This window comes from Glutamicibacter sp. 2E12 (assembly GCF_050030965.1).
Taxonomy (GTDB): Bacteria; Actinomycetota; Actinomycetes; order Actinomycetales; family Micrococcaceae; genus Glutamicibacter.
Genome location: NZ_CP188297.1, coordinates 963,768 through 986,101 on the forward strand (window position 1 = coordinate 963,768; position 22,334 = coordinate 986,101).

Sequence of the window (22,334 nt, forward strand, 5' to 3'; positions counted from 1 at the left end):
AACATTCCTCTCACTGTTGCGCCTACGAAGTTAGCTGTCGGGTTCGGCTATTGAGAATCAGCCGGCCTGCTTGTCGCAGAACTTCACCCCAAGGCGTTTGCACGCCGGAAAGTGGGTCCCCCGTTATTGCCCTCAAGATTTGGTGACCGTTTCTGGCGCAGGGCAACACTAGGCGGTCGCACCAAAAATGGATAGAGCTAACTAGATCGCTAGCTCCAAGGCTTAACGCTACCTGTCAACGCCGAAAGTTACAATTTCGTTATCTTTTCTGAGACTTTACAAATACGTGTGCGCTGACCTCGACCGGCAGCTCCAGAGCGCCTTCGATGCCGTCCACGCGCACTACAACGTAGTCGTCGGCGCGCTCCAAGGTGACAATCGCACCTGGGCGGATTCCACCTTCGTTCAGTTGTCCGAGCAGGATTGGGTCCGTTTGGATAGGTTCGGCCAGGCGCTCAATTGCCACCGGGCCGATGTTTCCGGACAGCAGGGCATCATCCAAGTTCTCTACTTCATGTGAGATTTCGCCCACATTGGGGCCACCGAGGACTTCCAGGCCCGGAATTGGGTTGCCGTAGGGCGACACTGTTGGCTTGCCCAGAAGATCAAAGAGCCGACGCTCGACGCGTTCGCTCATCACGTGTTCCCAGCGGCACGCTTCATCGTGCACGTACTCCCAGTCCAACCCGATGATGTCCGACAACAGGCGCTCCGCCAAGCGGTGCTTGCGCATCACGCCCGTAGCCAGCTCGTGACCTTTTTCGGTCAAAGCAAGGTGGCGATCGGTCGATACGATAACCAGGCCGTCTCGTTCCATGCGAGCAACCGTCTGCGACACGGTTGGGCCCGAGTGGCCAAGACGCTCTGCAATTCGGGCGCGCAATGCCACGATTTCCTCTTCTTGAAGCTCAAGAATGGTACGCAGATACATCTCAGTTGTATCGATAAGATCAGACACGGCAGTCGCTCCTGGAAGTCACAACAATTAAGTTCGCTCGAAATTTACGTGGCGTCGATATCCCACTCTACTTGGTCGGAGCTGCAGAAAGCCCTGTAACCCGCCAAGCCCTCGGCGTAACCGACCGACGCGCTTTTCTCACGACACCCCGCTATTTGCGAAGATATCTATTGAAACGCCAAGGCTATCTGTCAATATTCCAAACCATGGGTAATGGTGGCCGTTATGGCACTTCAATCTATCGCTACAAGAGGAGCGCGATGAGCACGGATATCAACATTCCAGAAAACCTTCTGCCCGCCGATGGTCGATTCGGTGCAGGACCTTCCAAGGTTCGCGCAGAACAGATCCAGGCCATCGTCGATGCCGGCGCCGAACTGCTGGGCACCTCCCACCGCCAGGCTCCGGTCAAGAACCTCGTAGCTTCGGTTCAGGACGGCCTGAAGGAAATGTTCAGCGCACCAGAGGGTTACGAAGTTCTTCTCGGCGTGGGTGGATCCACCGCGTTCTGGGATGCCGCTGCATTCAGCCTGGTCCGTTCCAAGGCGCAGCACCTGTCCTTCGGCGAATTCGGCTCGAAGTTCGCCAAAGCCACCGACAAGGCTCCATTCCTGGAACCTTCCTCCATCATTGTCGGCGAGCCGGGCACCGTACCTGAACCCGTAGCCGAAGCCGGCGTAGACCTCTACGCGTGGCCGCACAATGAGACCTCAACCGGTGCCGCGGCGCCGATCAAGCGCGTTGCTGGCGCCAACGGCGATGCACTGGTAGTCATTGACGCCACCAGCGCCGCCGGAGGCCTGGACGTGGATCTGTCCGAGACCGACGTGTACTACTTCGCTCCGCAGAAGAACTTCGCTTCCGACGGCGGCCTGTGGCTGGCCTTCGTTTCTCCCGCCGCGATTGCCCGCATCGAGGAAATTGCAGCAACCGACCGCTGGATCCCCGACTTCTTGAACCTGGCGACCGCGCTGGATAACTCCTTGAAGAACCAGACCTACAACACGCCATCGCTGACCACTCTTGTGGGCCTGGATGCGCAGATCAAGTGGATCAATGCCAACGGCGGCCTGAAGTGGGCGGCAGCGCGCACGGCACAGTCCGCAGGGATGATCCGGGCTTGGGCCGAGGCTTCCGAAATCGCTTCCCCTTATGTGGCCGACCCAGCGCACCGCTCGAACGTCATCTCCACCATTGACTTCGATGACTCGGTCGATGCCTCGGCAATTGCCAAGGCACTGCGCGCTAACGGCGTTGTCGACGTGGAACCATACCGCAAGCTGGGCCGCAACCAGCTGCGGATCGCCACCTTCGTTGCGATCGAGCCAAGCGACGTCGAAGCACTGCTCAAGTGCATCGACTACGTGATCGAGCAGCTCTAAGAACCCTCGATTAAAGCCAAAGACCTTCGCACAACGATTCATCATCGTTGTGCGAAGGTCTTTGCCGCTATTGCCTAGTTTTCCTTGCGCGTGCGATTACGCTGCGCTGCCCGGCGACGGGCTGCGGTGCGCTGCGCCGTGCGACGGCGGCGTACCTGGCGACGTGCCGGCGACTTATGCTGCTGCACAGCGTCATCGTCATTTTCGGCGCCGTCCGCTTCGGCTTCGGTCTGCGGATCCTGAGCCTCGGCGCCTGGATCCGATGGATCCGGCTCCTTCGCTGGCTCCGTGGCTTCAGGACCGTCGGCTTCCCCGCCGGTCCCGGCCAAGTCCTCTGCGGCTTCGGCGGCCTTGGCCGCTTCAATCTCTTCCTTTGCCAGGCGGTCGGCCCATGGCACCCATGCCGGAGCGAGCAATGACTGCTCCCCTGCAATAATGCCTACTTCGCAAACCGTCAGGTCCTTGGATTTTGCCCGTGAGACCCGCGCAAGCGTGGCGAACCAGGTCCATCCTTGATATCCCGACTTATGGGAGACAAAACGATGGGTGACAAGTCGCTCACCTTCCGCCGTGACGCCTAGGTGTTCGCCGATTTCTGACGCACCGGCAATTTCTGCGAGCGCGCCGCGAGCAGTATCCACTGCCTCGGCGAGGATGGTGTCCAACTTGGGTTTACGGGCCATTATTTATGCGTCCAGATCGTCGGCTACCGCACGAAGTACGGTAGCAACCTTCTTGCCATATGCCTGTTCAGGATAACGCCCATTGCGCAAGCTATTGGAAACGTTGTCGAGCAGCTTAATAAGATCTTCGATCAGCACTGCCTCGTCTTCGGGCTTCTTGCGCTTGGCACGTGCGACCGATGGAGCGGCTTCGAGCAAGCGCAGGCTCAGTGCCTGTGGACCGCGGCGGCCTTCGGCAACGCCGAATTCCAGGCGGGTTCCGGGGCGCAGGTCATGCACGCCTTCGGGCAATGCCGCGGCATTGACGTAGATCTCTTTGCCATCTTCGGCGGTGATGAAGCCGAAGCCCTTGGCCTTTTCGTACCACTTAACCTTGCCGCTAGGCATGATCATTTACCTCGTTCGTTCTTGTAGCTAAGCTGCATAGCCGAGGCCTGCTCAGCGCCATGCATATTCATATGTGCGATCCAGCGGAGCCACTGCCGGAATTCTTCTCTGCTTCTTGCCGGGTGCTCAATCTGCTGGATCGCTTCAAGTCCTTTATCTAAGATTATGTCATCTCTCGTGCGGTGAATTCATCTTTGCCCGGCAATCTTCGCATTCCGCCTGTCGCCCATGGCTCCGGGGCTAAACTTGGTAGCGTGAGCGATTCATCCAAAACCATGACTGCACTTTCCCGATTGGCGATCATCATCGCCATCCTTTCCGCCTTGGCGCTGGTCGGAACCCTCGTCTTCTACTTCCAGGAGATGGCCATCCCGCCGCTGCTCATGCTCTTTGCGCGCTTGGGCTTGCCAACGGCATTCATCCTGGCCGCCATCGTGGTCTTCGGAAACGTCGCCAGGCGCCGAAAAAGCTAGCCACTCGCTTCAGCATTCACTCAGCGGACTCCCAGACTTCTTCGGCACACTGTAATCCATGAGTCCAAAAACTGCTGAGGCAAAACTTCTCGTTGTCGATGACGAGCCGAATATCCGCGAACTGCTCTCCACTTCCCTGCGCTTTGCAGGCTTCGAAGTTGTCGCTGCTGCCAACGGACGCGAAGCCCTCGCAGCCGTTGAAGCCGAAGAACCGGACCTGGCCGTCCTGGACGTCATGCTTCCGGACATGGACGGTTTCACCATCACCCGTAAACTGCGCGCCGCTGGCCGCCACTTCCCGGTGCTGTTCCTGACCGCGCGCGACGACACCAGCGACAAGGTCACCGGTTTGACCGTCGGCGGCGACGACTACGTCACCAAGCCATTCAGCCTGGATGAAGTCGTCGCCCGCATCCGTGCCGTCCTGCGCCGTACCGCCAATGGCGAGGACGAGAACGCGACCATCATCGTGGCCGACCTTGAGCTGGATGACGACGCCCACGAGGTGCGCCGTGCCGGGGAGATCATTGACCTGTCCCCCACCGAGTTCAAGCTGCTGCGCTACCTGATGATGAACCCGAACCGCGTACTGTCCAAGTCGCAGATCTTGGACCATGTCTGGGAATACGACTTCAACGGCGATGCCTCGATCGTGGAATCCTACATTTCCTACCTGCGTCGCAAGGTCGACCGCCCGGAGTGGCCTGCACTGATCCAGACCAAGCGCGGCGTGGGCTACCTGATGCGCACCCCAGACCGCCGCTAACGGCACACGTAACGGTCCGCGCCAATAATTGAAGGCCTTGTAAAGTCAGCATATGAAGTCATTTCGAGCCCAGTGGCGTCGCACCTCGTTGCGGACCAAACTGGTCGCGGTCATGTTTGGACTGATGATCGTCGCGATCTTCGCTACCGCTATCGGTTCAGCGCATACGCTGAGGATCGCGATGACCAGCCAGATCGACAAGCAGCTGAACGTGTCCAAGTCGACGATGGCCTACGGGCTCAACAAGGCCTACCTCTACTCCTTGAACGAGGACAACGGCAGCCATGACGCCTTGGATGTCGATGCCACGCTGCTCGGGCTCAGCAGCGCCTACGCTGACATTCGCGACCAGGACGGCGAGATCGTCTACGTGATGCCGCGTTCGCGGGTCGGTCCTTCCAACGGCACGGATCTGCCGCTGCTTAATATGGAACAGATCCAGCAGCTGGCAGCCCACCCGAACTCCCCTGCTACGGTCCCCGGCGCCTTCCCCACCTCCGCTGGTTGGCGTACGGTGATGATCCCGTTGAAGAGCAGCGAGCTGAACCTGTTCTTGTCCATGCCGCTGGATAATGTGAACCGTACCGTCAGCCAAACTGCGGTGCTGGTGCTCTCCACCGGCACGCTTGCGGCCCTGCTGATGTCGATGATCGCCTACGGGCTCACCGGGCGTTCGCTCAAGCCGCTGATCAATGTGGAGCGCACCGCGTCGATGATCGCCGATGGCGATCTGTCCCAGCGCGTGAAGGACTATCCCGCTGAGACCGAAGTGGGCAGGCTCTCGCGCTCGCTCAACGCCATGCTGGCCCAAATTGAAAAGGCGTTCAACGACCGCGAGGCTTCCGAGCAGAAGATGCGCCGCTTCATCCAGGACGCCTCGCATGAGCTGCGTACCCCGCTGGTCACCATCCAGGGCTATTCGGAGTTCTACCGCTACGGCGGGCTGGCGGATCCGGAGGCCATGGACTCGGCGATGGGCCGCATCGAAAGCGAATCCAAGCGCATGGCCCGCCTGGTTGAGGACCTCTTGATGCTCGCCCGCCTGGACGAGCAACGCCCCATGGAAAAGCAGCCAGTGGATTTGCTGGTCCTGGGCCAGGACGCGGTGGAAGACACCAAGGTCCGTGCACCGGACCGAACCGTCAAACTTGTGGGGCTCGTGTCCGAACGCCCCAGCCCAGCGAGCACCGTCGGTGATGATGCCCGCATCCGGCAGATCATCGCCAACCTGCTCACCAACGCGCTGCGCTACACCCCGGAAGGTTCCCCCTTGGAAATTGCCGTCGGCGTGCGTTCATTGGTGGCTGGAACGCTGGACGCGGTCGTTGAAATCCGCGACCACGGCCCGGGCATCCCGGCCGAGGATTCCAAGCGCATTTTTGAACGCTTCTACCGCTCCGATAGCTCGCGCCAACGCGAGACCGGCGGTTCCGGCCTGGGCTTGGCCATTGTTGCGGCCATCGTCCAGCAGCACGGAGGTTCGGTGGCGTTGGCAGATACCCCTGGCGGTGGCGCCACGATGTCCATCTCCATGCCCTACGTGCCGCTGCGCGAACCGAAAGCACCGGAAGTCGACGATACGGAAGACTAGCGCCGATGGCTTTCTCCACACCCCGTGCCGGTTTTGCCCGGCACGGGGTGTGGTGTTTCTAAGGTGAGTGCATCAGTGATCAAACCGCTCATTCCAGAAAGGACGATTCCAGTGAGTACGTTCTCCACCAACACCGGCGAGATGCAGGTTAAATCCCAGGCCGTCATGAACACCATTGACCGGCTACGCAATGAGGTCTCGACCATGCAAATGAACTTGGACCAGTTGCAAAGCACCTGGCAGGGTTCCGCCGCGGCCTCCTTCCAGTCGATCGTGGCCGAATGGCGCTCAACCCATGTGCAGATCGAAGAGGCGCTGAGCAGCATTGCCACGGCCTTGAACCATGCCTCCATGCAGTACGAAGAGGTCGAGCAGGTCAACACCTCGCTGTTCCGTTACTGAAAACCGCAGACGCGACGGCCGGTTGATCAGTAGGCTTAGCCTTATGAGCATTCTGATCGACCCGCCGCGCTGGCCTGCCCACGGCACGCTCTTTGCCCACTTGGTGTCGGATACTTCATTGGCTGAACTCCATGAGTTCGCCGGGCAGCAAGAAATCTCCCGCCGCGCTTTCGACCGGGATCACTACGATGTGCCTCGCGAACGCTACGATCGGCTCGTGGCAGCTGGCGCCCTAGAAGTCTCGGGATCCGAGCTGGTCCGCGCACTGGTCAAGTCCGGGATTCGGATACCAGCCAAATACCGCCCGGAGAAGCTGGGAACCGTCCTCACCCGGCGGTGGTCCCGCACCTTGCCCACCGAGCCTCAGCTCGGAACCGAGCTGTTGGGCTATTGGTCCGAGAGCCATCGCCACTACCACGACCGGGTGCATCTGCTCTCGGTGCTCGAAGCCATCGACTGGCTGGCTGAAGGCCAGGCCGATCCCGAAGAGCTCATGCTGCTCCAACTCGCTGCGTGGTTCCACGACGCCGTCTACGCAGGAACCAGCGAAGACGAGTTCAAATCGGCCACCTTGGCCCGTGAACGGCTATGGGGAGTCCTCTCCCCTGGTGCCGTCTCGAAGGTCAGCGGGCTGGTCATGCTCACCGCCAAGCATGCCCCGGCAGAAACCGATCGCCTGGGCCATATCCTCTGCGATGCCGATCTGGAGGTCCTGGCCCGCCCCGCTCCGGCCTACCAGCGCTATGCCGAGGCCATCTACAAGGAGTACGGGCATCTTCCCCGCCATGTGCTTGCTGCCGGGCGCAGCAAGATTCTCAGCGGCCTGTTGGAGAAAGAACTGATCTACGGCACCCAATCCGGATCCCGGCGCTGGGAGCAGCGCGCGCGGAATAATTTGGGCACCGAGCTGGAGCTGTTGCACAGCTGGCTATAGTGCAACGCTTGTCCCACGTTAAACGGCCGATGGCCCGGATTCCTCGAAAGGATCCGGGCCATCGGCGCGATTACTGCGTGCTTAGTGCGTGCGGGAAGCTTAGAAGCCGCCCATTCCGCCCATGCCACCCATGTCATCGCCACCGGCTGGGGCAGCGCCAGCAGGAGCTGGCTTATCTGCGACAACAGCTTCGGTGGTCAGGAACAGGCCAGCGATCGATGCCGCGTTCTGCAGTGCCGAACGGGTCACCTTCACTGGGTCGTTGACACCAGCTTCAAGCAGGTTGACGTATTCGCCGGTTGCAGCGTTCAGGCCGTGGCCTGCTGGCAGGCCCTTGACCTTGTCAGCGACAACGCCTGGCTCCATGCCAGCGTTCAGGGCAATCTGCTTCAGCGGGGCTTCGATGCCAACGCGGACGATGTTCGCACCGGTAGCTTCGTCGCCTTCCAGAACCAGCTTCTCGAATGCTGCAGCGCCAGCCTGGATCAGTGCAACGCCACCACCGGCGACGATGCCTTCTTCAACAGCTGCCTTGGCGTTGCGCACGGCATCTTCGATGCGGTGCTTGCGCTCCTTGAGCTCTACCTCGGTAGCAGCGCCGGCCTTCAGCACAGCGACACCGCCGGAGAGCTTTGCGTGGCGCTCCTGCAGCTTCTCGCGGTCGTAGTCCGAGTCCGTGTTCTTGATCTCGGCTGCGATCTGGGCCTTGCGTCCCTCGATGGCGTCGGCTTCGCCGCCACCTTCAACGATGGTGGTCTCGTCCTTGGTGATAACGACCTTGCGGGCGGTACCGAGGACTTCCAGGCCTACGTTGTCCAGGGACAGGCCGATTTCCTCGGAAACAACCTGGCCGCCGGTGAGGATAGCGATGTCGGTCAGCATGGCCTTGCGACGGTCGCCGAAGCCCGGAGCCTTGACAGCAACGGACTTGAACAGGCCGCGGATCTTGTTCAGGATCAGGGTAGCCAGGGCTTCGCCCTCGACATCTTCGGCGATGATCAGCAGCGACTTGTTCGACTGCATGACCTTCTCCAGCAAGGTCACCATGTCCTTGACCGAGGAGATCTTCGAGTTCACGATGAGGACGTAAGGGTCCTCGAGAACGGTTTCCTGGCGCTCAGCGTCGGTGACGAAGTAAGCGGAGATGTAGCCCTTGTCGAAGCGCATGCCCTCTGCCAGCTCCAGCTCCAGGCCGAAGGTGTTGGATTCTTCAACGGTGATAACGCCCTGCTCGCCGACCTTGTCGAGAGCTTCAGCAATCAGTGCGCCGATTTCCGGATCGCCAGCAGAGATCGAAGCGGTAGCAGCGATCTGCTCCTTGGATTCGACCTTCTTCGCAGCGGCGAACAGTTCAGCGGTAACAGCTTCTACGGCCTTGTCGATACCGCGGCGCAGTGCGATTGGGTCAGCACCTGCGGCAACGTTGCGCAGGCCTTCCTTGACCAGTGCCTGTGCCAGCACGGTTGCGGTGGTGGTACCGTCGCCAGCGACGTCGTCGGTCTTCTTGGCAACTTCCTTGACCAGCTCTGCGCCGATCTTCTCGTAAGGCTCTTCGAGGTCGATTTCCTTAGCGATGGACACGCCGTCGTTGGTGATAGTAGGAGCGCCCCACTTCTTTTCCAGAACAACGTTGCGGCCGCGTGGGCCCAGGGTGACCTTCACCGCGTCAGCAAGGGTGTTCAGGCCGCGCTCAAGTCCGCGGCGTGCTTCCTCGTCAAATGCAATCATCTTAGCCATTGTGGCGTACGGTCCTTTCGGGACGATTTTGCGAAAATGCAACCGACAGACAGCGCCCGCGACGGACGAGTGGACCGGTGCGGCATCGGGCCAGCAACCGTTTCAGCTCTCGCTATCTGAGGTATTTTCCACGCCCACGCCCTGCGTCCGCTGTCCGGTGCTTCATGGAGTTCTTGGAGAACGCAAAAGCCGACCGGCGTTAGCAGTCGCAACGCATGAGTGCTAATACAAATATTGGCACTCTCGCATGGCGAGTGCAAGCCGATCGGCTCTGAGCGAATGGAATTATGAACGAATTATTCGTTTAGCCCCAGGGTGTCATCGGAGCCCAGAACCACGGTGACCCGGTTCGGAATGTTGCTGGTCTGCAGAACTTCGTCGATATTCAGGATTTCTGCAGCTTTTTCAGCGGTAGTGCGGTAGGACTCGGACATGTAATAAACCGTGGAGACTTCTGCGGGCCTGGTCCAGTTGTCGGCCACAATGCTGGTGAACCCGGCTTCGGCCATGGCGTCTTCGCCTTCATTAGCCAGACCGGCAACACTTGCCGCGTTGTACACGCCAATCAGCTGGCCGTAGAGCACGTCTTCGTCATCGATGGTGCTCGTTGGCGATGCGGATTCACTAGGTGTGGGTTCCACGGAGGGCTCGGCGGTGACTTCCTGGGTTTGCGAGGTGTCGCTTCCCGTGGAAGTCGCGAGGGTCTCCTTGAGCTGAGGGCCGAAGATGAAGGACAAGGCACCGATCACCAGCACGAGTACAGCGGTCAGCACTACCCAGCGCAATTTCCCACCGGTTGACTTCGACGCGGCGGACTGCGCCCATCCGTGGGCGTGGTGCGAACCCACACGGGTGCTGAACTCCGGAACGCGATCAAATTCGTCACGCGGGTAGTTGGTCATTCTTGTCCTTGCTCGAGGTCTGATTGGTCACGGCAGGCAGGGTTATCGTCCCGTGCCGACCTTACCGCCCACGCGACGTTTTGTGGAACGTGCTCTGCGCAGGCGCTTGACCAACATCGGGTCGTAGGCCAGTGCCGCGTCGGTTTCAATCAGCTGGTTCAGCAGCTGGTAATAATTCGTCGGCGACATCGAAAACTGCTTGGTAATGGCTTGTTCCTTGGCCCCGGCATACTTCCACCACAACTTTTCCAGGTTGAGGATCTGTTGCGAACGCTCATCCAATTCCGAATCCGGGTTCATGACGAAATCCACCAGCAATTCATTCTCAGCCATACGTTCTCACCTCTGTCATTGGACCAGTTTTCTCAGGTTTCGGTTATGCATGTAATCCACCATCGGTAGACATACCACCGATATTCTAACCAATCTGCTTGCCTAACACCGTGTGGCCGAGCACAGGCACGCCAGAAAAACGGCACAATTACCCCTATGGACGATTTGCAGCCAGCACTTTTCGATGCACCCCAGCCAGCTCGGACACCAGTGTACGAAGCGGCTGATTTCCCGTTCTACCATGGCGCCCAATCCGTGGCCGACCACGGGTTTATCGCTGCAGACTGGGTTCGGGCACTCTGCGAGCAGGACTCGTTGCTGCGTTCCCTGGCCACCGATTTGGCGGCCCGTTCGGCGGCCGGTGAACAGATCCTGCCGGCACCGGAGGTGATGTTCCGCGCACTGAGCCTGCCATTGTCCGAAGTCAAGGTCCTAATTATTGGCCAAGACCCATATCCGACACCCGGCCACGCAAATGGTTTGGCCTTCGCGGCCAACAAGCAGGTGCGTCCGCTGCCGCGCTCCTTGGCCAATATCTACAAGGAATTGCAGTCCGATCTGGGGCTGGAGCCGGTCGCGCATCCAGACCTCAGTCCATGGCTTTCCCAAGGCGTCTTGCTGCTGAACCAGGTGCTCTCCGTAGCCGCTGGCAATGCCGGCTCGCATCAGAAGCTGGGTTGGGCGCCAATTCTGCATGCCATCCTCACCGCGCTCAATGAACGTCCGCGGCCTCCGGCGGCTTTGCTCTGGGGCAAGCATGCGCAGAAACTCTCCGAGTCCCTGTCCAACGCCGTGCAGCTGCAAAGCGCCCACCCCTCGCCGCTCTCAGCCTCGCGCGGGTTCTTCGGCTCCAAGCCCTTCTCAAGCATCAATCGGCTCCTGTCCGACAGCGGACAGAAGCCGATTGACTGGTCGTTGCCGAAAGCCTAGCGTCGGCGGATCCGCCGGCGCTCACGCCGGGCGCTGGAGGTCAATGGACGGCACAGCGTATCGCCGAAGACGACGCCGCCAGCGATGGAGAGCATGATCGCCATGGCGTTGAACATCTCCACCAGTCCCGTGGCGGTGTCATTGACGTTGATGACGATGCCGTACATTGCTCGGAAGATCATCAGGCCCGGAAGCAGGAACATGACCGCAGGAGCCGCTAGCACCAGCTGCGGCGAGCGGAGTTTGTCCGCTGCCAGCCGCGCGGCGAAACCGATCACCGTGGCGACCAGCGCCGGGGTGGCCCGGTCTCCGAGTCCAATGCTTTCGGCCAGCAGCTGCACCAGGTAGCCGCCGACCGCAATGCCGGCGGTAGGCAGCAGCAGGCGCAGCGCGCTCTGCTCGGTGACCGCACCGGCGACAATGGCCACGCCCACCAAGACCACCAGCAGCCAGGCCGGATAGTCGGTTTGGACGATCTGGTGAACGTCGACCTTCTCTCCCCCGAGCAGATCCGAGATCACCAGGGCCGTAGCAATTCCGCAGAGGATCGCCCCGTAGATCAGGCTGGCCGAGAACAACCGGCCTACCGCTGTCACCGGGAAGCCGTTGATGGCATCCTGCAATGCCGAAACGAATCTGCCCGACGGAAGCAGCAGCAAGATGCCGCCAGAGACCACCAGCGCCGGATCCAGCGGAGCGTGGAATTGATGCCCCAGCAAGGCAATGCCGGTGACCACCAATGTCGAGGCAGCGATAGTGAAGAACTCGGGCACTCTCCAGCGCGAGCCGTATCGGCCGATCTGCGTCACGAGGCTCGAGGACAGCATCGCCACCAGCGCACCAGCCCACGAGCCGCCAATGAAGAGCACGAACGCGGCCGCGAACACGGCCCGGCCGCAGGCGACGATCCAGCGCGGGAACGGCTTGGGCTGCCGCGTGATGTCCTTCAGCCGCTTCGCTGAAACGGATCGCGAAACGCCGCCGGCAATGATATCCGAGACGAGTTCGTGCACCAGCACCATGCCGGCATAGTTCGAGGTGTAGGAGCGGACCACACGCAGCACCGAGTAGCTTTCGGCATCCGGCGGGCTGTAGTTCAAATGCAGGGACTGGTTGGTGATGTCCACATCCAAGTGGCTCAGGCCCAGTGCCGCGGTCACCGCGATCACGCTGGTTTCCACTTCCAAGGCGCCTGCGCCGTAGCGGATCAAGGTCTCGCCCAAATCCAGCGCGAACTCCATGGTGCGCCGGTTGGACGCGTCCTGGTCCACGTTGACCTTGGGGTTGGCGTAGGGGGTGCCCTGCAGGCGCTCAACGATGTTCAGCGCCTCGGTGGGAGGGGTATCCGAGATCCACATTTTCGCCAGCAGCCGACGGGCCACCGGGTTGGCGCGGGTAGGCATGAGGGTAATGCCCTCATCGGTGGTGTGAACCTGGCCGGTGCGCCACTCGATATCCGAGACATCGGCAGCCGCCACGTTGGCGCTGACCGCCGTATTGAGCGGTAGTTCAGATGCCGTTGCCGGCTCTTCGGCGGGCTCTGCCGGATGGAAGCCCATGTTGATCTCACTAGTGGCAATGCGGGGCAAGACGCCAGCTAGCGGAGCCGGATCCTCGCCTACGGCATTCGACGAGGCGGCCTGTTCCTCGCTAGATCGATGCGCCACGAATCATGCCCCCTCATCCAAAGTTTTTCCCATGGGATTCACCATACAACCCGTGCATGAAAAGTTGTCGGGAACCTGGCGAATTCGGGAGGTATCGCCGAACACATTTAAGGGTATTTTCGGCCACTGGAATACCGGCGCTCGGCAGTTGGTTGCACCATGCAGAAGTTAGATGTGTTTGCATATAATCCGGAGGATCCAATGAATACGCAGTTCCCTTTGCCAGAAATCGGAGCCGAGACCTTCGGCGACATCACCGAGGACGCCCAGGGCAACCCGCTGAGCCATGCCCAGGTGATCCGCAATGTCATCGCCGAGGGGCAGCAGGCCGAAGCATCGGGCCTTGATTTCTTCGGTGTCGGCGAGCACCACCGCGATGACTATGCCATCTCCTCCCCCGAAATCGTTCTGGCCGCCCTGGCCAGCACTACCCAGCGCATCAAGCTCGGCACCGCGGTGACCGTGCTCTCCAGCGACGACCCGGTGCGCGTCTACGAACGCTTTGCCACCTTGGACGCGATCTCCAACGGGCGAGTGGAGATCATCGCAGGCCGGGGCTCCTTCATCGAATCCTTCCCGCTCTTCGGCCTGGATCTTGAAGACTACGAGGACCTGTTCGAAGAGAAGCTGCATCTGCTGGCCAAGCTCCGCCACGGCACGCCGGTTTCATGGCAGGGCAAGCACCGCGCCGCCTTGCGCAACCAGCAGATCTACCCGCTGCTGGAAGACCAGCCCTTGACCACCTGGGTGGGTGTGGGTGGCAGCCCGCAGTCGGTCACCCGCGCGGCCCGGCATGGCTTGCCGTTGTGCTTGGCCATTATCGGCGGCCAGCCCTCGGCCTTCGAAGGCTTGGCCACCCTCTACCGCCGTGCGCTGAAGGAGTTCGGCCATGGAGAATTGCCGGTCTCGGCGCACTTCCATGGCTTGGTGGCTTCCACCGACCAGGAGGCCCTGGAAACCCTCTGGCCGCATTACCAGCGCACCATGAATCGGCTGGGCGCCGAACGAGGCTGGCCGCCGGCCAGCAAGATGCGCTTGCAGGCTTCCATGGGGCCCGAGGGAGCCATGATGGCCGGCAGCCCGGAAACTGTGGCACGGAAGATGGCCAAGGTGGCCCAGCAGCTGGGCTTGTCGCGCGTTGACATCAAGTACTCTGCCGGTTCCTTGCCGCACGAGGCGATGATGAACAGCATCAAGTTGCTCGGAGAAGAGGTCAAGCCCATGGTGCACCAGCTGCTTGGCGCCTAGGATCCTGGCTGTCCCGGAAACAGCGAAAGCCACCGCATTGCGGTGGCTTTCGTTCTTGGTGGATCTTACTGGACTCGAACCAGCGACCTTTCGCGTGTGAGGCGAACGCTCTAACCAACTGAGCTAAAGATCCATCTGCGCCCTGACTTGCAAGCCAAGCGCATAAGCAATCCTACCGGGCCGTGGACCTCACTCCAAATCGGCCACCGGTTCCAGCGCCCGGAATCCGTCCCCGGAACACGCCGAAATGCCGCTTCCAGCGCAGGTTCGAACAGTCGCGGTTCAGGCAATGAGTAGAGCAGAAAAACAGCGCCGAATAGTTTATTTGCGATTCACCTAAAAGTACCCATTTCCACTTGTCAAAAAGGGACTTTAGACTCCATAATTTTTCTAGCTCATCGAGCTCAAACTGGACCCTACAAGGAAGTTGCCGGAAGCCGCCGGCATCGGTCCCCTCAAGGCCAACGAAACCGCGCAGTGGATTTTTCCACCGCGCAAAAGCCTCATCTTTCGTTCGTTCTTAGAATTTAGGACCGTACCCAGTGTTTGAAAACCTGAACTTTTCCTTGTCATCCCTATGCGTTCAGCCGGCCCAGCGCGCCGAATTAGCGACCCTTTACCCCCTGGTCGACCAGCGTTGGAACCAGAAGTTCGACCGGCTCTCGCTGCTTGTGACCGTGCGCGACCAGGGCACCTTGGTTGCCGCAGGCCTCGTGCATGATTCCATCATTGCCCCGACTTCTTCGATGAACGCCGTGGAGCTCGGTTGCATGGCCGTGCGCCCGGACTACCGCCGCCTGGGCATCCGCCAGCATACGACGTCGCTGCGCCTTGCCCACGCGCTGCGTTCGGGCAAAACCCCGATCAGCGTCATCGATTCGCAGAACCCGGCATCCTGGGCCTTCTACGAGCGCTCGGAACTGTGGCAGCGCGAGCGCAGCTTCGAGCACGATGGGCAGCTGAAGTTCATCTACCGGGCCACCGAGGCCGCACGGCAGTGGGCCGCGCAATTGCCGCAGGCCTCCGAGGACCACGTGGCCATCCACCTTCCCGAAAGTGCGATGCCAGCCCCGAGCCTCATGGCCGGCCCGGCCCCGGTCCAGGGATTCGCCGCGCAGTTCGGATCCGATGATCCGGCCTCCGCCGTGCCGGTGATGTGACCGCCTAGAACAGGGCGTCCTGCTGTTCGTCCACGGAGCCGTGGCCCGGCAGCGGGGCAACTTCTCCGGCCCGGCGAGCGCGAGCGGCCTCGTGCAGGTCAATCGGGGTGACCTTCAGGACCGCATCGACCATGGCGTTGAGGAACTGCGGCGCGGCAATATCCGCTGGCACCGGAGCGTGGACGCATTTCACTTCGGGATCCTCTGCGCTCTCATCCCAATCCACCAGCAGCAGGCCGGTGGCGGTGTATCCGAAGCCGTCGCCGAAGTCGCGCAGCTTGCGGATCATGTCCACGGTGCGGCGGAAGGCGGCCGGCTCGGATTCCAGGATCGTGGCACGCTGCACGAAGAAGAACCCGACGGCTGCCAGCGGGTAGCGGGCCCGCAGGTTAGCCGCATCCCCATAGGCCTCTTCATAGCGGTTGGCCAGGTTCTTGCCGAAGGATGAGGTCATCGCCTTGGTGCTGAGCAGCAGTTCGGGACCGGTGGACCAATGGGTCATCACCACGTCGGTTTGCTTCATGTAGGCGCGGCCCAGGATGCGCGCGTCGATGCTGCCCGCCTTGCCCGCCATGATGGACTCGTGCACCTCGTCGGCCAGCCGCTCCGGCAGCTTGCGCAGCAGTTCCAGTATGTCGCTGGACAAGACCCGGGGCGCCTCGGGACGCGGCCACACCAGATCCGCATCGAATCCGGCACGGCGCAATTCATGGGCCAGCCATGCGTCCACGCCCTGGGCAAAGCGGCCCGATCGGGTGACCGCCTTGTTGCGGACCGGGATGCTCAGCAGGCGTTCGAGCACCGGGAAGGACGGGTTGAATTCCTCGGTTACCGCGCCATTGCCCAGCCAGGGCGAATCCTTCGCCGCTGACATCAACGTGGTATCGAATTCGGCAAAGGCCAAGGTCTTTTCGATCGCAGGATTGGCCACGTTCATCCCCTCACGGCTTTGCTTCTGGCCTTGCGGCGTTCGAGCATATTCATTCGCGCAGTGCGGACCGCCTCCAGCGCATCCGGCTCCAAGCCGAGCAGCTGCTCGAGCACCACGCCGTCCACCAGGTCGGTGGCCTCTTGCTTGCGCCCCTGCACCAGCAGTTCACGCACCGCCGGCTTGATGGCACGCAATTGCCGGGCATAGCGCTGCACCATGCCGATCGCCGGGACCGGCAGCTGGTCGGCTTCACGCGGTTCCAGCTTCAGGATGCCGCCGCCGTAGGAGCGGCCCACCATTTCGGCTCCGAGCATGGTCAGGGTATTGAGCGATGCCACCGGGAGCAGCTCGCGGCCCAGCTCGCGCGCATCGGCGCCGAGGTACACCCCATGGATCGAGTTGATGTGGTGCACCGCGGCCTCGTTGGCGGTCAACCGCGGGGTGTCGGCGTTCATGTAGGTCATGAACAGATCCGGCACCGAGAGCACCGGCACCCGCCACCACGGCGAGCGCACCTTGCACTTGTAGGCCTGGTCGACGTTCTGCAGTTCACCGCTGGCCACAAAGCGCGCACCAGCACCGCTGGGTTCCGCGCCGGGGCGGAACATGTAGGCAGCTGCCCCGTGCTCGGCGAGCTTTTCCCAGCCGTCCTCGCTCAATTCCAGCCCGCGCAGGTGGCGCGAGCCCGGAGGCGAGATCCGGATCAGGTCCTCGCGGGCCAGCCCCAGGTCCTGGATCTGCTGGGCCGAGAGGGTGAACCACTTATTATTGCCGGTGACCGCGCCCAGCGAGGTTTCGCCCCAGGACTGCAGCGGCGCCATCCGGCCGGCGGCCAGTGCCGCCGACAAGATCCCCTGGGCTTCGAGGCCGACCAGGGAACCGGTCCAGCGCTCGTTCATGCGCACCGGGGTGTGGCGGGTGCCTTCGCCCAGGGCTTGCAGATCCAGCGCATTGCGGAATTGGTGCAGGTTGAAGGAACCGCTAGCCCCTTCGCGGAAGCCCTCGGCCAGCAGCAGCACCACTTCTTCCTGCGCGTCGGCGAACAAGCGCTCTTCGAAGACGGCCAGGTGCACGCTGGCGAAGCGTTCAAGCAGCATCTGGCGGACAGGCCCGGCATAGTTCACGAACATCAGCTCTGCCGGAAGCACCAGGGCCAGGCGCCCGCCGACGGCAAGGAAGCTGGTGGCATGCACGACGAAAGCGGCCCAGATGCTGGCAAGCTCGTTCAGTTCCACGCCCGAGGCTTTGGCCGCGGCGCGCGAGAGCTGCCGGTCAGCCCCGCGGTGCAGCTGGTAGCGCACGTAGGGAGGGTTGCCGATGACAGCGTCGTACTCGGCGTAGCCGGTGACCTCGAAGAAGTTGGCGTGCTCGATGCGCGCGTCGATCCCGGCGGCGCTCATCCGTTCACGGGCGGCCTGCACCGATGGTTCGTGCAGTTCCAGGCCCACCAGCTCGACCCGGTCTCGGCCATCTGCGAGCACCGGATGGGCAGCGGCAAGGAATTGCGCTTCACCGCAGGAGGGTTCCAGGACCTTGGATCCTTGCTCCCCCAGCGCCCACTGCGCCATGAAGCTGGCAACGGGTTCCGGGGTGAAGTAGGCTCCGCGCGCATGGCGGGCGGTGGCCTGATCTGTCAATTCTCTACTCAACACGCATCGATCTTTCCACGTAGGCCAGACAGTTGGGCTGGACCGGTAGACCGAGTCCGGGCGGCAACTTCTCTATTCTACGTGCGCGGGCATCTGGCTGATTCCTGTTCCTAGTGGTCTGCTTCGGCTTTGCCCTTGTGGCGCAGCTTCTGGATGCCCAGGATGATGACGGTAATCACGGTACCCATGATGAAACCGGCAAGGCAGGAGAAGGCGGTGTTCACCAGCCAGCCCAGCACGGCGCCGGCCTGGCCGGTCGCGTCGTGGACCAGCAGTTCCACGTGGTGCACGAAGCCGTACGGTGCGTGCCAGCCCAGTTCGTCCATGCCGACCAGCAGCAGGTGCCCGCCGACCCAGAGCATCGCGATCACGCCGACCTTGCTCAGGATGGACATCACGATGGGCATCGCCCTGACCAGGCCGCGCCCGATCTTCTGCGTGAGCTGGCGCGGCTTGGCGGCCATGTGCAGGCCGATGTCGTCCATTTTGACGATCAAGCCCACGGCGCCATAGACCACGACGGTCATCAGGATGGCGATCACAATCAGGATCAGCGCGCGATTCAAGAACGGCTCGTGGGACACCTCGTTCAGCGAGATGACCATGATCTCCGCGGAAAGCACGAGGTCTGTGCGCACTGCCGATCCGATGATCGCTTTCTCGTCGCGCACTCCCTCCTTGCCGCCCGGAGTGTGGTGCTTGATCGCGCCCATCGCCTCAAGCAGCTTCTCGGCGCCTTCGAAAACCAGATAGGCGCCACCGATCATCAGGATCGGGGTCAGCGCCCATGGAGCGAACTGCGATAGGATCAGCGCCACCGGAAGGATGAACAGCATTTTGTTCCGGATAGACCCAACGGCGATCTTCCAGATGATTGGAAGCTCGCGCTTGGGCGAGAGCCCGGCCACGTACTGCGGGGTGACTGCCGCATCGTCGATGACGACGCCTAGCGATTTGGTGCTGGCCTTGCCAGCGCCCAGCGCGATGTCATCAAGCGATGCCGCGGTGACTTTCACCAGCGCCGCCACGTCGTCCAATAGTGCTGCAAGGCCTCCGGCCATGGTCGGCTCCTCAAATATAGGTTCTGCGCAAAATTCTACCGGCGGGATCTTTGAGCCTGCCATAGGCGCGACGCTGGCTCGGGCAAGACCTGGGGCTAAAAAAAGAAACCGCGCCACGAAGATTCATGGACACGGTTCCCGTTGCTGGTCCAGGACCAGGTCAGAGCCCCCTACCGGATTCGAACCGGTGACCTTCAGTTTACAAGACAGACGCTCTGGCCAGCTGAGCTAAGGGGGCGTACCGAATAAGAATATCCGAAAACCCTGCGGCACTGCGAATTGGCGATGCTCCGAGTTAAATGCCGATGGGAAGGAAGCCATCATTGGCTTCCTTCCCATCGGTCGGGGTGCGAGATCAATAAGGATACTACCGGATCCCGAACAATTGTCCAGAGTCTACCGGTTCGACTTACTTGTTGGCAGCGATTGCTTCCTTCACTGCGGTTGGGAAGTCTTCCTTTGCCAGATCGACTACCTTGCCCTGGACGAAGATCGATGGGGTGCCAGCCACGCCATCGTACTGGCCGGCAGTAGTGGTGTACTGGACGAATGGACGGAACTTGTCATCTGCGATGCAGCTTTCAACGGACTGCGCAGCGCCATTCTGGATCGCCAGATCGGCCAGCTCGGCGTTCTTCATCTCGCCCTCTGGATAGTGGCCCCACAGTGCCTTGACGAAGCCCATGTAGGCTTCTGGGCTTTCGTCGGCGACGCAAGCCAATGCGTTGGCGCCGCGCGAGGAGAAGTTGGTTGCTGAACCCCGGTCAAGGTAGCCGACGTTGCGGTATTCAACGGTGACGTCGCCGTTGGCCAGCCATTCCTCGATCTGGTCCCCGTAGGTAGCCTCGAAGTCTGCACAGTGAACGCAGTTGGCGTCAACGTACATGGCGATGTTGATCGGTTCGCCCTTTTCAGCCACCGTCAGGTCGCGTGGGGTAGCAGGCGATGGCGCCTCGGCAGGTGCTTCGAGCGTCTTGATATCCACATTCTCGATGGACTTCTCTGCGACAGTGTCCGGCGAGGTGACCATGATGCCACCGGCTGCGGTAGCGCCCTGCGGCACGGCGCCGGAGTCTGCCACCTTTGCGTTGTTGTTCTGCACGATCAAGGTAACTACCAGTGCGATGACCACAATGACTGCGGCCAATACGCCCAGCTTCACGAAAAGCGACTTGCGCTTCTGAGCGGCATCTTGAGCGGCACGCATCTGCGCCGCCTTCTCTCGGGCACTCGCGGTTCGCTCTGCCTTCGATGGGCGCGGGTTATTTGTAGACATAAATTTGGCGGTTCCTTGGTCAGCGGACAACTATCATCTGGAGTCAAGCTTAGCCAACTCCGAGCGCCAATATCCTTGAAAACTCAAGATTCCCCCACCTTCACAGGACTCACATATCTTTCGCATACAGCACCCAAAGTGCTTCGAAAACCTTAAGTTGAGCGTTAAACCAAGTCATCGGCGGATATCGTTTCTTTGCTGCCGGTCCTTAGCTGACCACGCGGCACATGCGCAGAAGTAGCCCGTATGACGGAGAAATCCGTCCCTTCGTTCCCTTAGCAGTCAGTTTTCACTAGGCTAAATAGCAAGAGCGAGGAAATTTGACGAGAAGTCATTCACTCAGAACCGACGAATCTGCACCACGCCGGTGAACCAGATTGAACAAACCAGGAGGTTTGCAGTGGGTAACCCAGCGCCGAGTACAAAGACCGAAAATTCCTACGATTTTGTGGTTGTAGCCAACCGCCTTCCGGTGGATCGCATCACCAATCCTGACGGATCGCAAGGATTCCAGCGTTCGCCCGGTGGTTTGGTTACCGCCTTGGAACCGGTCATGGCTGCGTCCGAAGGTGCCTGGGTGGGTTGGCATGGCGGTATCGGCGAGAAGCTGGAGAGCTTCGACAAGGATGACATCCATCTGGTTCCGGTCCCCCTGGATGAGGATGACCTGACCCTCTACTACGAGGGCTTCTCCAACTCGACGCTTTGGCCGCTCTACCACGACGTCATCGTGCCACCGGAGTACCACCGCACCTGGTGGGACCGCTACAAGAGGATCAACCAGCGATTCGCCGATGCCGTACTGGAAATCGCTGCTCCGAACGCTACCGTGTGGGTCCACGACTACCAGCTGCAGCTGGTTCCGCAGATGCTGCGGCTGGCGCGACCCGATCTGAAAATCGGCTTCTTCCTGCACATACCGTTCCCGGCGGCCAGCCTGTTTTCGCAGCTGCCCTGGCGCACCCAGATCTTGCAGGGACTGGTCGGCGCGGACTTGGTCGGGTTCCAGCGCGAAACCGATGCGAGCAATTTCCTGCGCTGCTTGCGCCGTTTCACCGACTACTCCACCAAGGGCGATGTGGCTTCGCCCCCAGCCGGTAACGACATGCAGAATCTCTGCCGTGCCAATGCGCATCCGATTTCCATCGATACCGAGCAAATCGCCAAGCTCGCACGCGATCCGCAAATCATTGCCCGTGCTGCCCAGATCCGCCATGAGCTGGGCAATCCGAAAACCATCATGCTGGGCGTGGACCGCTTGGACTACACCAAGGGCATTCGCCACCGCCTGAAGGCCTATGGCGAGCTGCTCTCCGACCAGACTCTGCGCGCCGGTGATGTCTGCCTGATCCAGGTAGCCAGCCCCAGCCGGGAAAACGTGGACAGCTACATCGAGCTGCGTGACCAGGTGGAGCTCATGGTCGGGCAGATCACCGGCCAGCATGACACCCTGAGCCACACCACCCTGCGCTACCTGCACCAGTCCTATCCGCTGCGCGAAATGATCGCCATGTATCTGGCAGCCGATGTCCTGCTGGTCACGGCCCTGCGCGATGGGATGAATCTGGTGGCCAAGGAGTTCGTCGCTGCGCACCAGGATGGTCGCGGTGTACTGGTGCTCTCGGAGTACACCGGCGCTGCCGATCAGCTGACCCAGGCTGTCCTGGTCAACCCGCACGACATCGACGGGATGAAGGCCAGGATCGTTGAAGCGGTTCAGATGAATGAGGCAGAGCAGGAACGCCGGATGAAACGCATGAACCGCCACTTGGCACTCAACGACGTCTCGAAGTGGTCCGAGGATTTCCTAGCCGAGCTGGCCGAGATCAACGCGGCCACCTCCGTGCACGAAATCGTTCGCTAG

At 61.1% G+C, this 22,334-nt stretch carries 21 protein-coding genes, 2 tRNA genes and 1 riboswitch; of the genes, 10 read left to right on the forward strand and 13 right to left on the reverse strand.

Translation table 11 applies throughout. From position 1 onward, the window contains the following. Positions 1-4: 4 nt before the first annotated feature. Positions 5-155, reverse strand: a riboswitch (cyclic di-AMP (ydaO/yuaA leader). A gap of 104 nt (positions 156-259) precedes the next feature. Continuing rightward, positions 260-958: a metal-dependent transcriptional regulator gene (locus ACP3TE_RS04375; protein WP_105659129.1), complete on the reverse strand. Its 699-nt coding sequence runs from the start codon at positions 956-958 to the stop codon at positions 260-262. Between the two features lie 260 nt (positions 959-1,218). Between ACP3TE_RS04375 and serC the strand changes: the two genes are divergently transcribed. Continuing rightward, entirely contained in the window at positions 1,219-2,340 is a 1,122-nt protein-coding gene (gene serC / locus ACP3TE_RS04380) for a phosphoserine transaminase (protein WP_426735501.1), read from the forward strand. Between the two features lie 74 nt (positions 2,341-2,414). Here serC and ACP3TE_RS04385 read toward each other — a convergent pair whose 3' ends face one another. After that, on the reverse strand, positions 2,415-3,023 hold the full coding sequence (locus ACP3TE_RS04385) for a DUF3027 domain-containing protein (RefSeq protein WP_332487716.1): 609 nt from the start codon (positions 3,021-3,023) through the stop codon (positions 2,415-2,417). Between the two features lie 3 nt (positions 3,024-3,026). Further along, positions 3,027-3,410, reverse strand: a complete 384-nt coding sequence (locus ACP3TE_RS04390; protein WP_038990235.1) for a cold-shock protein — start codon at positions 3,408-3,410, stop codon at positions 3,027-3,029. Positions 3,411-3,664: 254 nt separating this feature from the next. On the opposite strand from ACP3TE_RS04390, the gene ACP3TE_RS04395 reads away from it, so the two are divergent. The 5 genes from ACP3TE_RS04395 (at position 3,665) to ACP3TE_RS04415 (ending at position 7,576) form a co-directional block, all read left to right on the forward strand. Then, a complete protein-coding gene (locus ACP3TE_RS04395; protein WP_105661594.1) occupies positions 3,665-3,883 on the forward strand; it encodes a hypothetical protein in 219 nt (72 codons plus the stop codon). Between the two features lie 58 nt (positions 3,884-3,941). Further along, entirely contained in the window at positions 3,942-4,649 is a 708-nt protein-coding gene (locus tag ACP3TE_RS04400) for a response regulator transcription factor (RefSeq protein WP_105659125.1), read from the forward strand. Positions 4,650-4,701: 52 nt separating this feature from the next. Beyond that, entirely contained in the window at positions 4,702-6,240 is a 1,539-nt protein-coding gene (locus ACP3TE_RS04405) for a sensor histidine kinase (protein WP_105659124.1), read from the forward strand. A gap of 111 nt (positions 6,241-6,351) precedes the next feature. Then, the gene (locus ACP3TE_RS04410; protein ID WP_038990044.1) at positions 6,352-6,642 is read left to right on the forward strand and encodes a WXG100 family type VII secretion target; all 291 of its coding nucleotides are present in this window, start codon (positions 6,352-6,354) and stop codon (positions 6,640-6,642) included. Positions 6,643-6,685: 43 nt separating this feature from the next. Further along, entirely contained in the window at positions 6,686-7,576 is an 891-nt protein-coding gene (locus ACP3TE_RS04415) for a DUF4031 domain-containing protein (RefSeq protein ID WP_426735505.1), read from the forward strand. 99 nt (positions 7,577-7,675) lie between these two features. Here the strand turns inward: ACP3TE_RS04415 and groL are convergent, their stop codons facing one another. From groL to ACP3TE_RS04430, 3 genes are all read right to left on the reverse strand, one after another. Continuing rightward, positions 7,676-9,313: a chaperonin GroEL gene (groL, locus tag ACP3TE_RS04420; protein ID WP_105659122.1), complete on the reverse strand. Its 1,638-nt coding sequence runs from the start codon at positions 9,311-9,313 to the stop codon at positions 7,676-7,678. A 296-nt stretch (positions 9,314-9,609) separates the two neighbouring features. After that, complete coding sequence (locus tag ACP3TE_RS04425; protein WP_105659121.1) at positions 9,610-10,215, reverse strand: LytR C-terminal domain-containing protein; 606 nt, start codon at positions 10,213-10,215, stop codon at positions 9,610-9,612. A 42-nt stretch (positions 10,216-10,257) separates the two neighbouring features. Further along, positions 10,258-10,548: a DUF3263 domain-containing protein gene (locus tag ACP3TE_RS04430; protein WP_105659120.1), complete on the reverse strand. Its 291-nt coding sequence runs from the start codon at positions 10,546-10,548 to the stop codon at positions 10,258-10,260. Between the two features lie 156 nt (positions 10,549-10,704). Here ACP3TE_RS04430 and ACP3TE_RS04435 point away from each other — a divergent pair, with 156 nt between their 5' ends. After that, positions 10,705-11,478 (forward strand): uracil-DNA glycosylase, encoded by a 774-nt coding sequence (locus ACP3TE_RS04435; RefSeq protein WP_426735507.1) that lies wholly within the window; start codon positions 10,705-10,707, stop codon positions 11,476-11,478. On the opposite strand, the gene ACP3TE_RS04440 is transcribed toward ACP3TE_RS04435, so the two are convergent. Beyond that, the gene (locus ACP3TE_RS04440; RefSeq protein ID WP_105659118.1) at positions 11,475-13,145 is read right to left on the reverse strand and encodes a threonine/serine ThrE exporter family protein; all 1,671 of its coding nucleotides are present in this window, start codon (positions 13,143-13,145) and stop codon (positions 11,475-11,477) included. The two genes, ACP3TE_RS04435 and ACP3TE_RS04440, sit on opposite strands and share 4 nt — an antisense overlap. 201 nt (positions 13,146-13,346) lie before the next feature. Between ACP3TE_RS04440 and ACP3TE_RS04445 the strand changes: the two genes are divergently transcribed. Continuing rightward, entirely contained in the window at positions 13,347-14,393 is a 1,047-nt protein-coding gene (locus ACP3TE_RS04445) for an LLM class flavin-dependent oxidoreductase (protein ID WP_402696643.1), read from the forward strand. A 56-nt stretch (positions 14,394-14,449) separates the two neighbouring features. Here ACP3TE_RS04445 and ACP3TE_RS04450 read toward each other — a convergent pair. Then, a tRNA-Val gene (locus ACP3TE_RS04450) sits at positions 14,450-14,526 on the reverse strand. A gap of 409 nt (positions 14,527-14,935) precedes the next feature. Between ACP3TE_RS04450 and ACP3TE_RS04455 the strand changes: the two genes are divergently transcribed. Next, entirely contained in the window at positions 14,936-15,553 is a 618-nt protein-coding gene (locus ACP3TE_RS04455) for a GNAT family N-acetyltransferase (protein ID WP_426735510.1), read from the forward strand. A gap of 4 nt (positions 15,554-15,557) precedes the next feature. On the opposite strand, the gene ACP3TE_RS04460 is transcribed toward ACP3TE_RS04455, so the two are convergent. The 5 genes from ACP3TE_RS04460 to ACP3TE_RS04480 form a co-directional block, all read right to left on the reverse strand. Continuing rightward, positions 15,558-16,490, reverse strand: a complete 933-nt coding sequence (locus tag ACP3TE_RS04460) for a hypothetical protein (RefSeq protein ID WP_105659115.1) — start codon at positions 16,488-16,490, stop codon at positions 15,558-15,560. Beyond that, positions 16,487-18,121 carry an HsdM family class I SAM-dependent methyltransferase gene (locus ACP3TE_RS04465; RefSeq protein WP_426735512.1) on the reverse strand — a complete coding sequence of 545 codons (1,635 nt, stop codon included), beginning with the start codon at positions 18,119-18,121 and terminating at the stop codon, positions 16,487-16,489. Before ACP3TE_RS04465 ends, ACP3TE_RS04460 begins: the two co-directional genes overlap by 4 nt. A gap of 122 nt (positions 18,122-18,243) precedes the next feature. Further along, positions 18,244-19,194: a DUF808 domain-containing protein gene (locus ACP3TE_RS04470; RefSeq protein ID WP_426735514.1), complete on the reverse strand. Its 951-nt coding sequence runs from the start codon at positions 19,192-19,194 to the stop codon at positions 18,244-18,246. Positions 19,195-19,358: 164 nt separating this feature from the next. Beyond that, positions 19,359-19,432: transfer RNA gene (locus ACP3TE_RS04475), tRNA-Thr, on the reverse strand. Positions 19,433-19,603: 171 nt separating this feature from the next. Continuing rightward, positions 19,604-20,470, reverse strand: a complete 867-nt coding sequence (locus ACP3TE_RS04480) for a DsbA family protein (RefSeq protein ID WP_105659112.1) — start codon at positions 20,468-20,470, stop codon at positions 19,604-19,606. 400 nt (positions 20,471-20,870) lie between these two features. On the opposite strand from ACP3TE_RS04480, the gene ACP3TE_RS04485 reads away from it, so the two are divergent. Further along, complete coding sequence (locus ACP3TE_RS04485; protein WP_105659111.1) at positions 20,871-22,334, forward strand: alpha,alpha-trehalose-phosphate synthase (UDP-forming); 1,464 nt, start codon at positions 20,871-20,873, stop codon at positions 22,332-22,334.

What these genes read in the sequence shown, in the direction of transcription:
- ACP3TE_RS04390 (WP_038990235.1), bottom strand. Translation starts at nt 3,410, where the DNA reads ATGCCTAGCGGCAAGGTTAAGTGGTACGAAAAGGCCAAGGGCTTCGGC.
- ACP3TE_RS04415 (WP_426735505.1), top strand. Translation starts at nt 6,686, where the DNA reads ATGAGCATTCTGATCGACCCGCCGCGCTGGCCTGCCCACGGCACGCTC.
- ACP3TE_RS04470 (WP_426735514.1), bottom strand. Translation starts at nt 19,194, where the DNA reads ATGGCCGGAGGCCTTGCAGCACTATTGGACGACGTGGCGGCGCTGGTG.
- groL (WP_105659122.1), bottom strand. Translation starts at nt 9,313, where the DNA reads ATGGCTAAGATGATTGCATTTGACGAGGAAGCACGCCGCGGACTTGAG.
- ACP3TE_RS04425 (WP_105659121.1), bottom strand. Translation starts at nt 10,215, where the DNA reads ATGACCAACTACCCGCGTGACGAATTTGATCGCGTTCCGGAGTTCAGC.
- ACP3TE_RS04405 (WP_105659124.1), top strand. Translation starts at nt 4,702, where the DNA reads ATGAAGTCATTTCGAGCCCAGTGGCGTCGCACCTCGTTGCGGACCAAA.
- ACP3TE_RS04480 (WP_105659112.1), bottom strand. Translation starts at nt 20,470, where the DNA reads ATGTCTACAAATAACCCGCGCCCATCGAAGGCAGAGCGAACCGCGAGT.
- ACP3TE_RS04385 (WP_332487716.1), bottom strand. Translation starts at nt 3,023, where the DNA reads ATGGCCCGTAAACCCAAGTTGGACACCATCCTCGCCGAGGCAGTGGAT.
- ACP3TE_RS04430 (WP_105659120.1), bottom strand. Translation starts at nt 10,548, where the DNA reads ATGGCTGAGAATGAATTGCTGGTGGATTTCGTCATGAACCCGGATTCG.
- ACP3TE_RS04400 (WP_105659125.1), top strand. Translation starts at nt 3,942, where the DNA reads ATGAGTCCAAAAACTGCTGAGGCAAAACTTCTCGTTGTCGATGACGAG.
- ACP3TE_RS04445 (WP_402696643.1), top strand. Translation starts at nt 13,347, where the DNA reads ATGAATACGCAGTTCCCTTTGCCAGAAATCGGAGCCGAGACCTTCGGC.
- serC (WP_426735501.1), top strand. Translation starts at nt 1,219, where the DNA reads ATGAGCACGGATATCAACATTCCAGAAAACCTTCTGCCCGCCGATGGT.
- ACP3TE_RS04435 (WP_426735507.1), top strand. Translation starts at nt 10,705, where the DNA reads ATGGACGATTTGCAGCCAGCACTTTTCGATGCACCCCAGCCAGCTCGG.
- ACP3TE_RS04460 (WP_105659115.1), bottom strand. Translation starts at nt 16,490, where the DNA reads ATGAACGTGGCCAATCCTGCGATCGAAAAGACCTTGGCCTTTGCCGAA.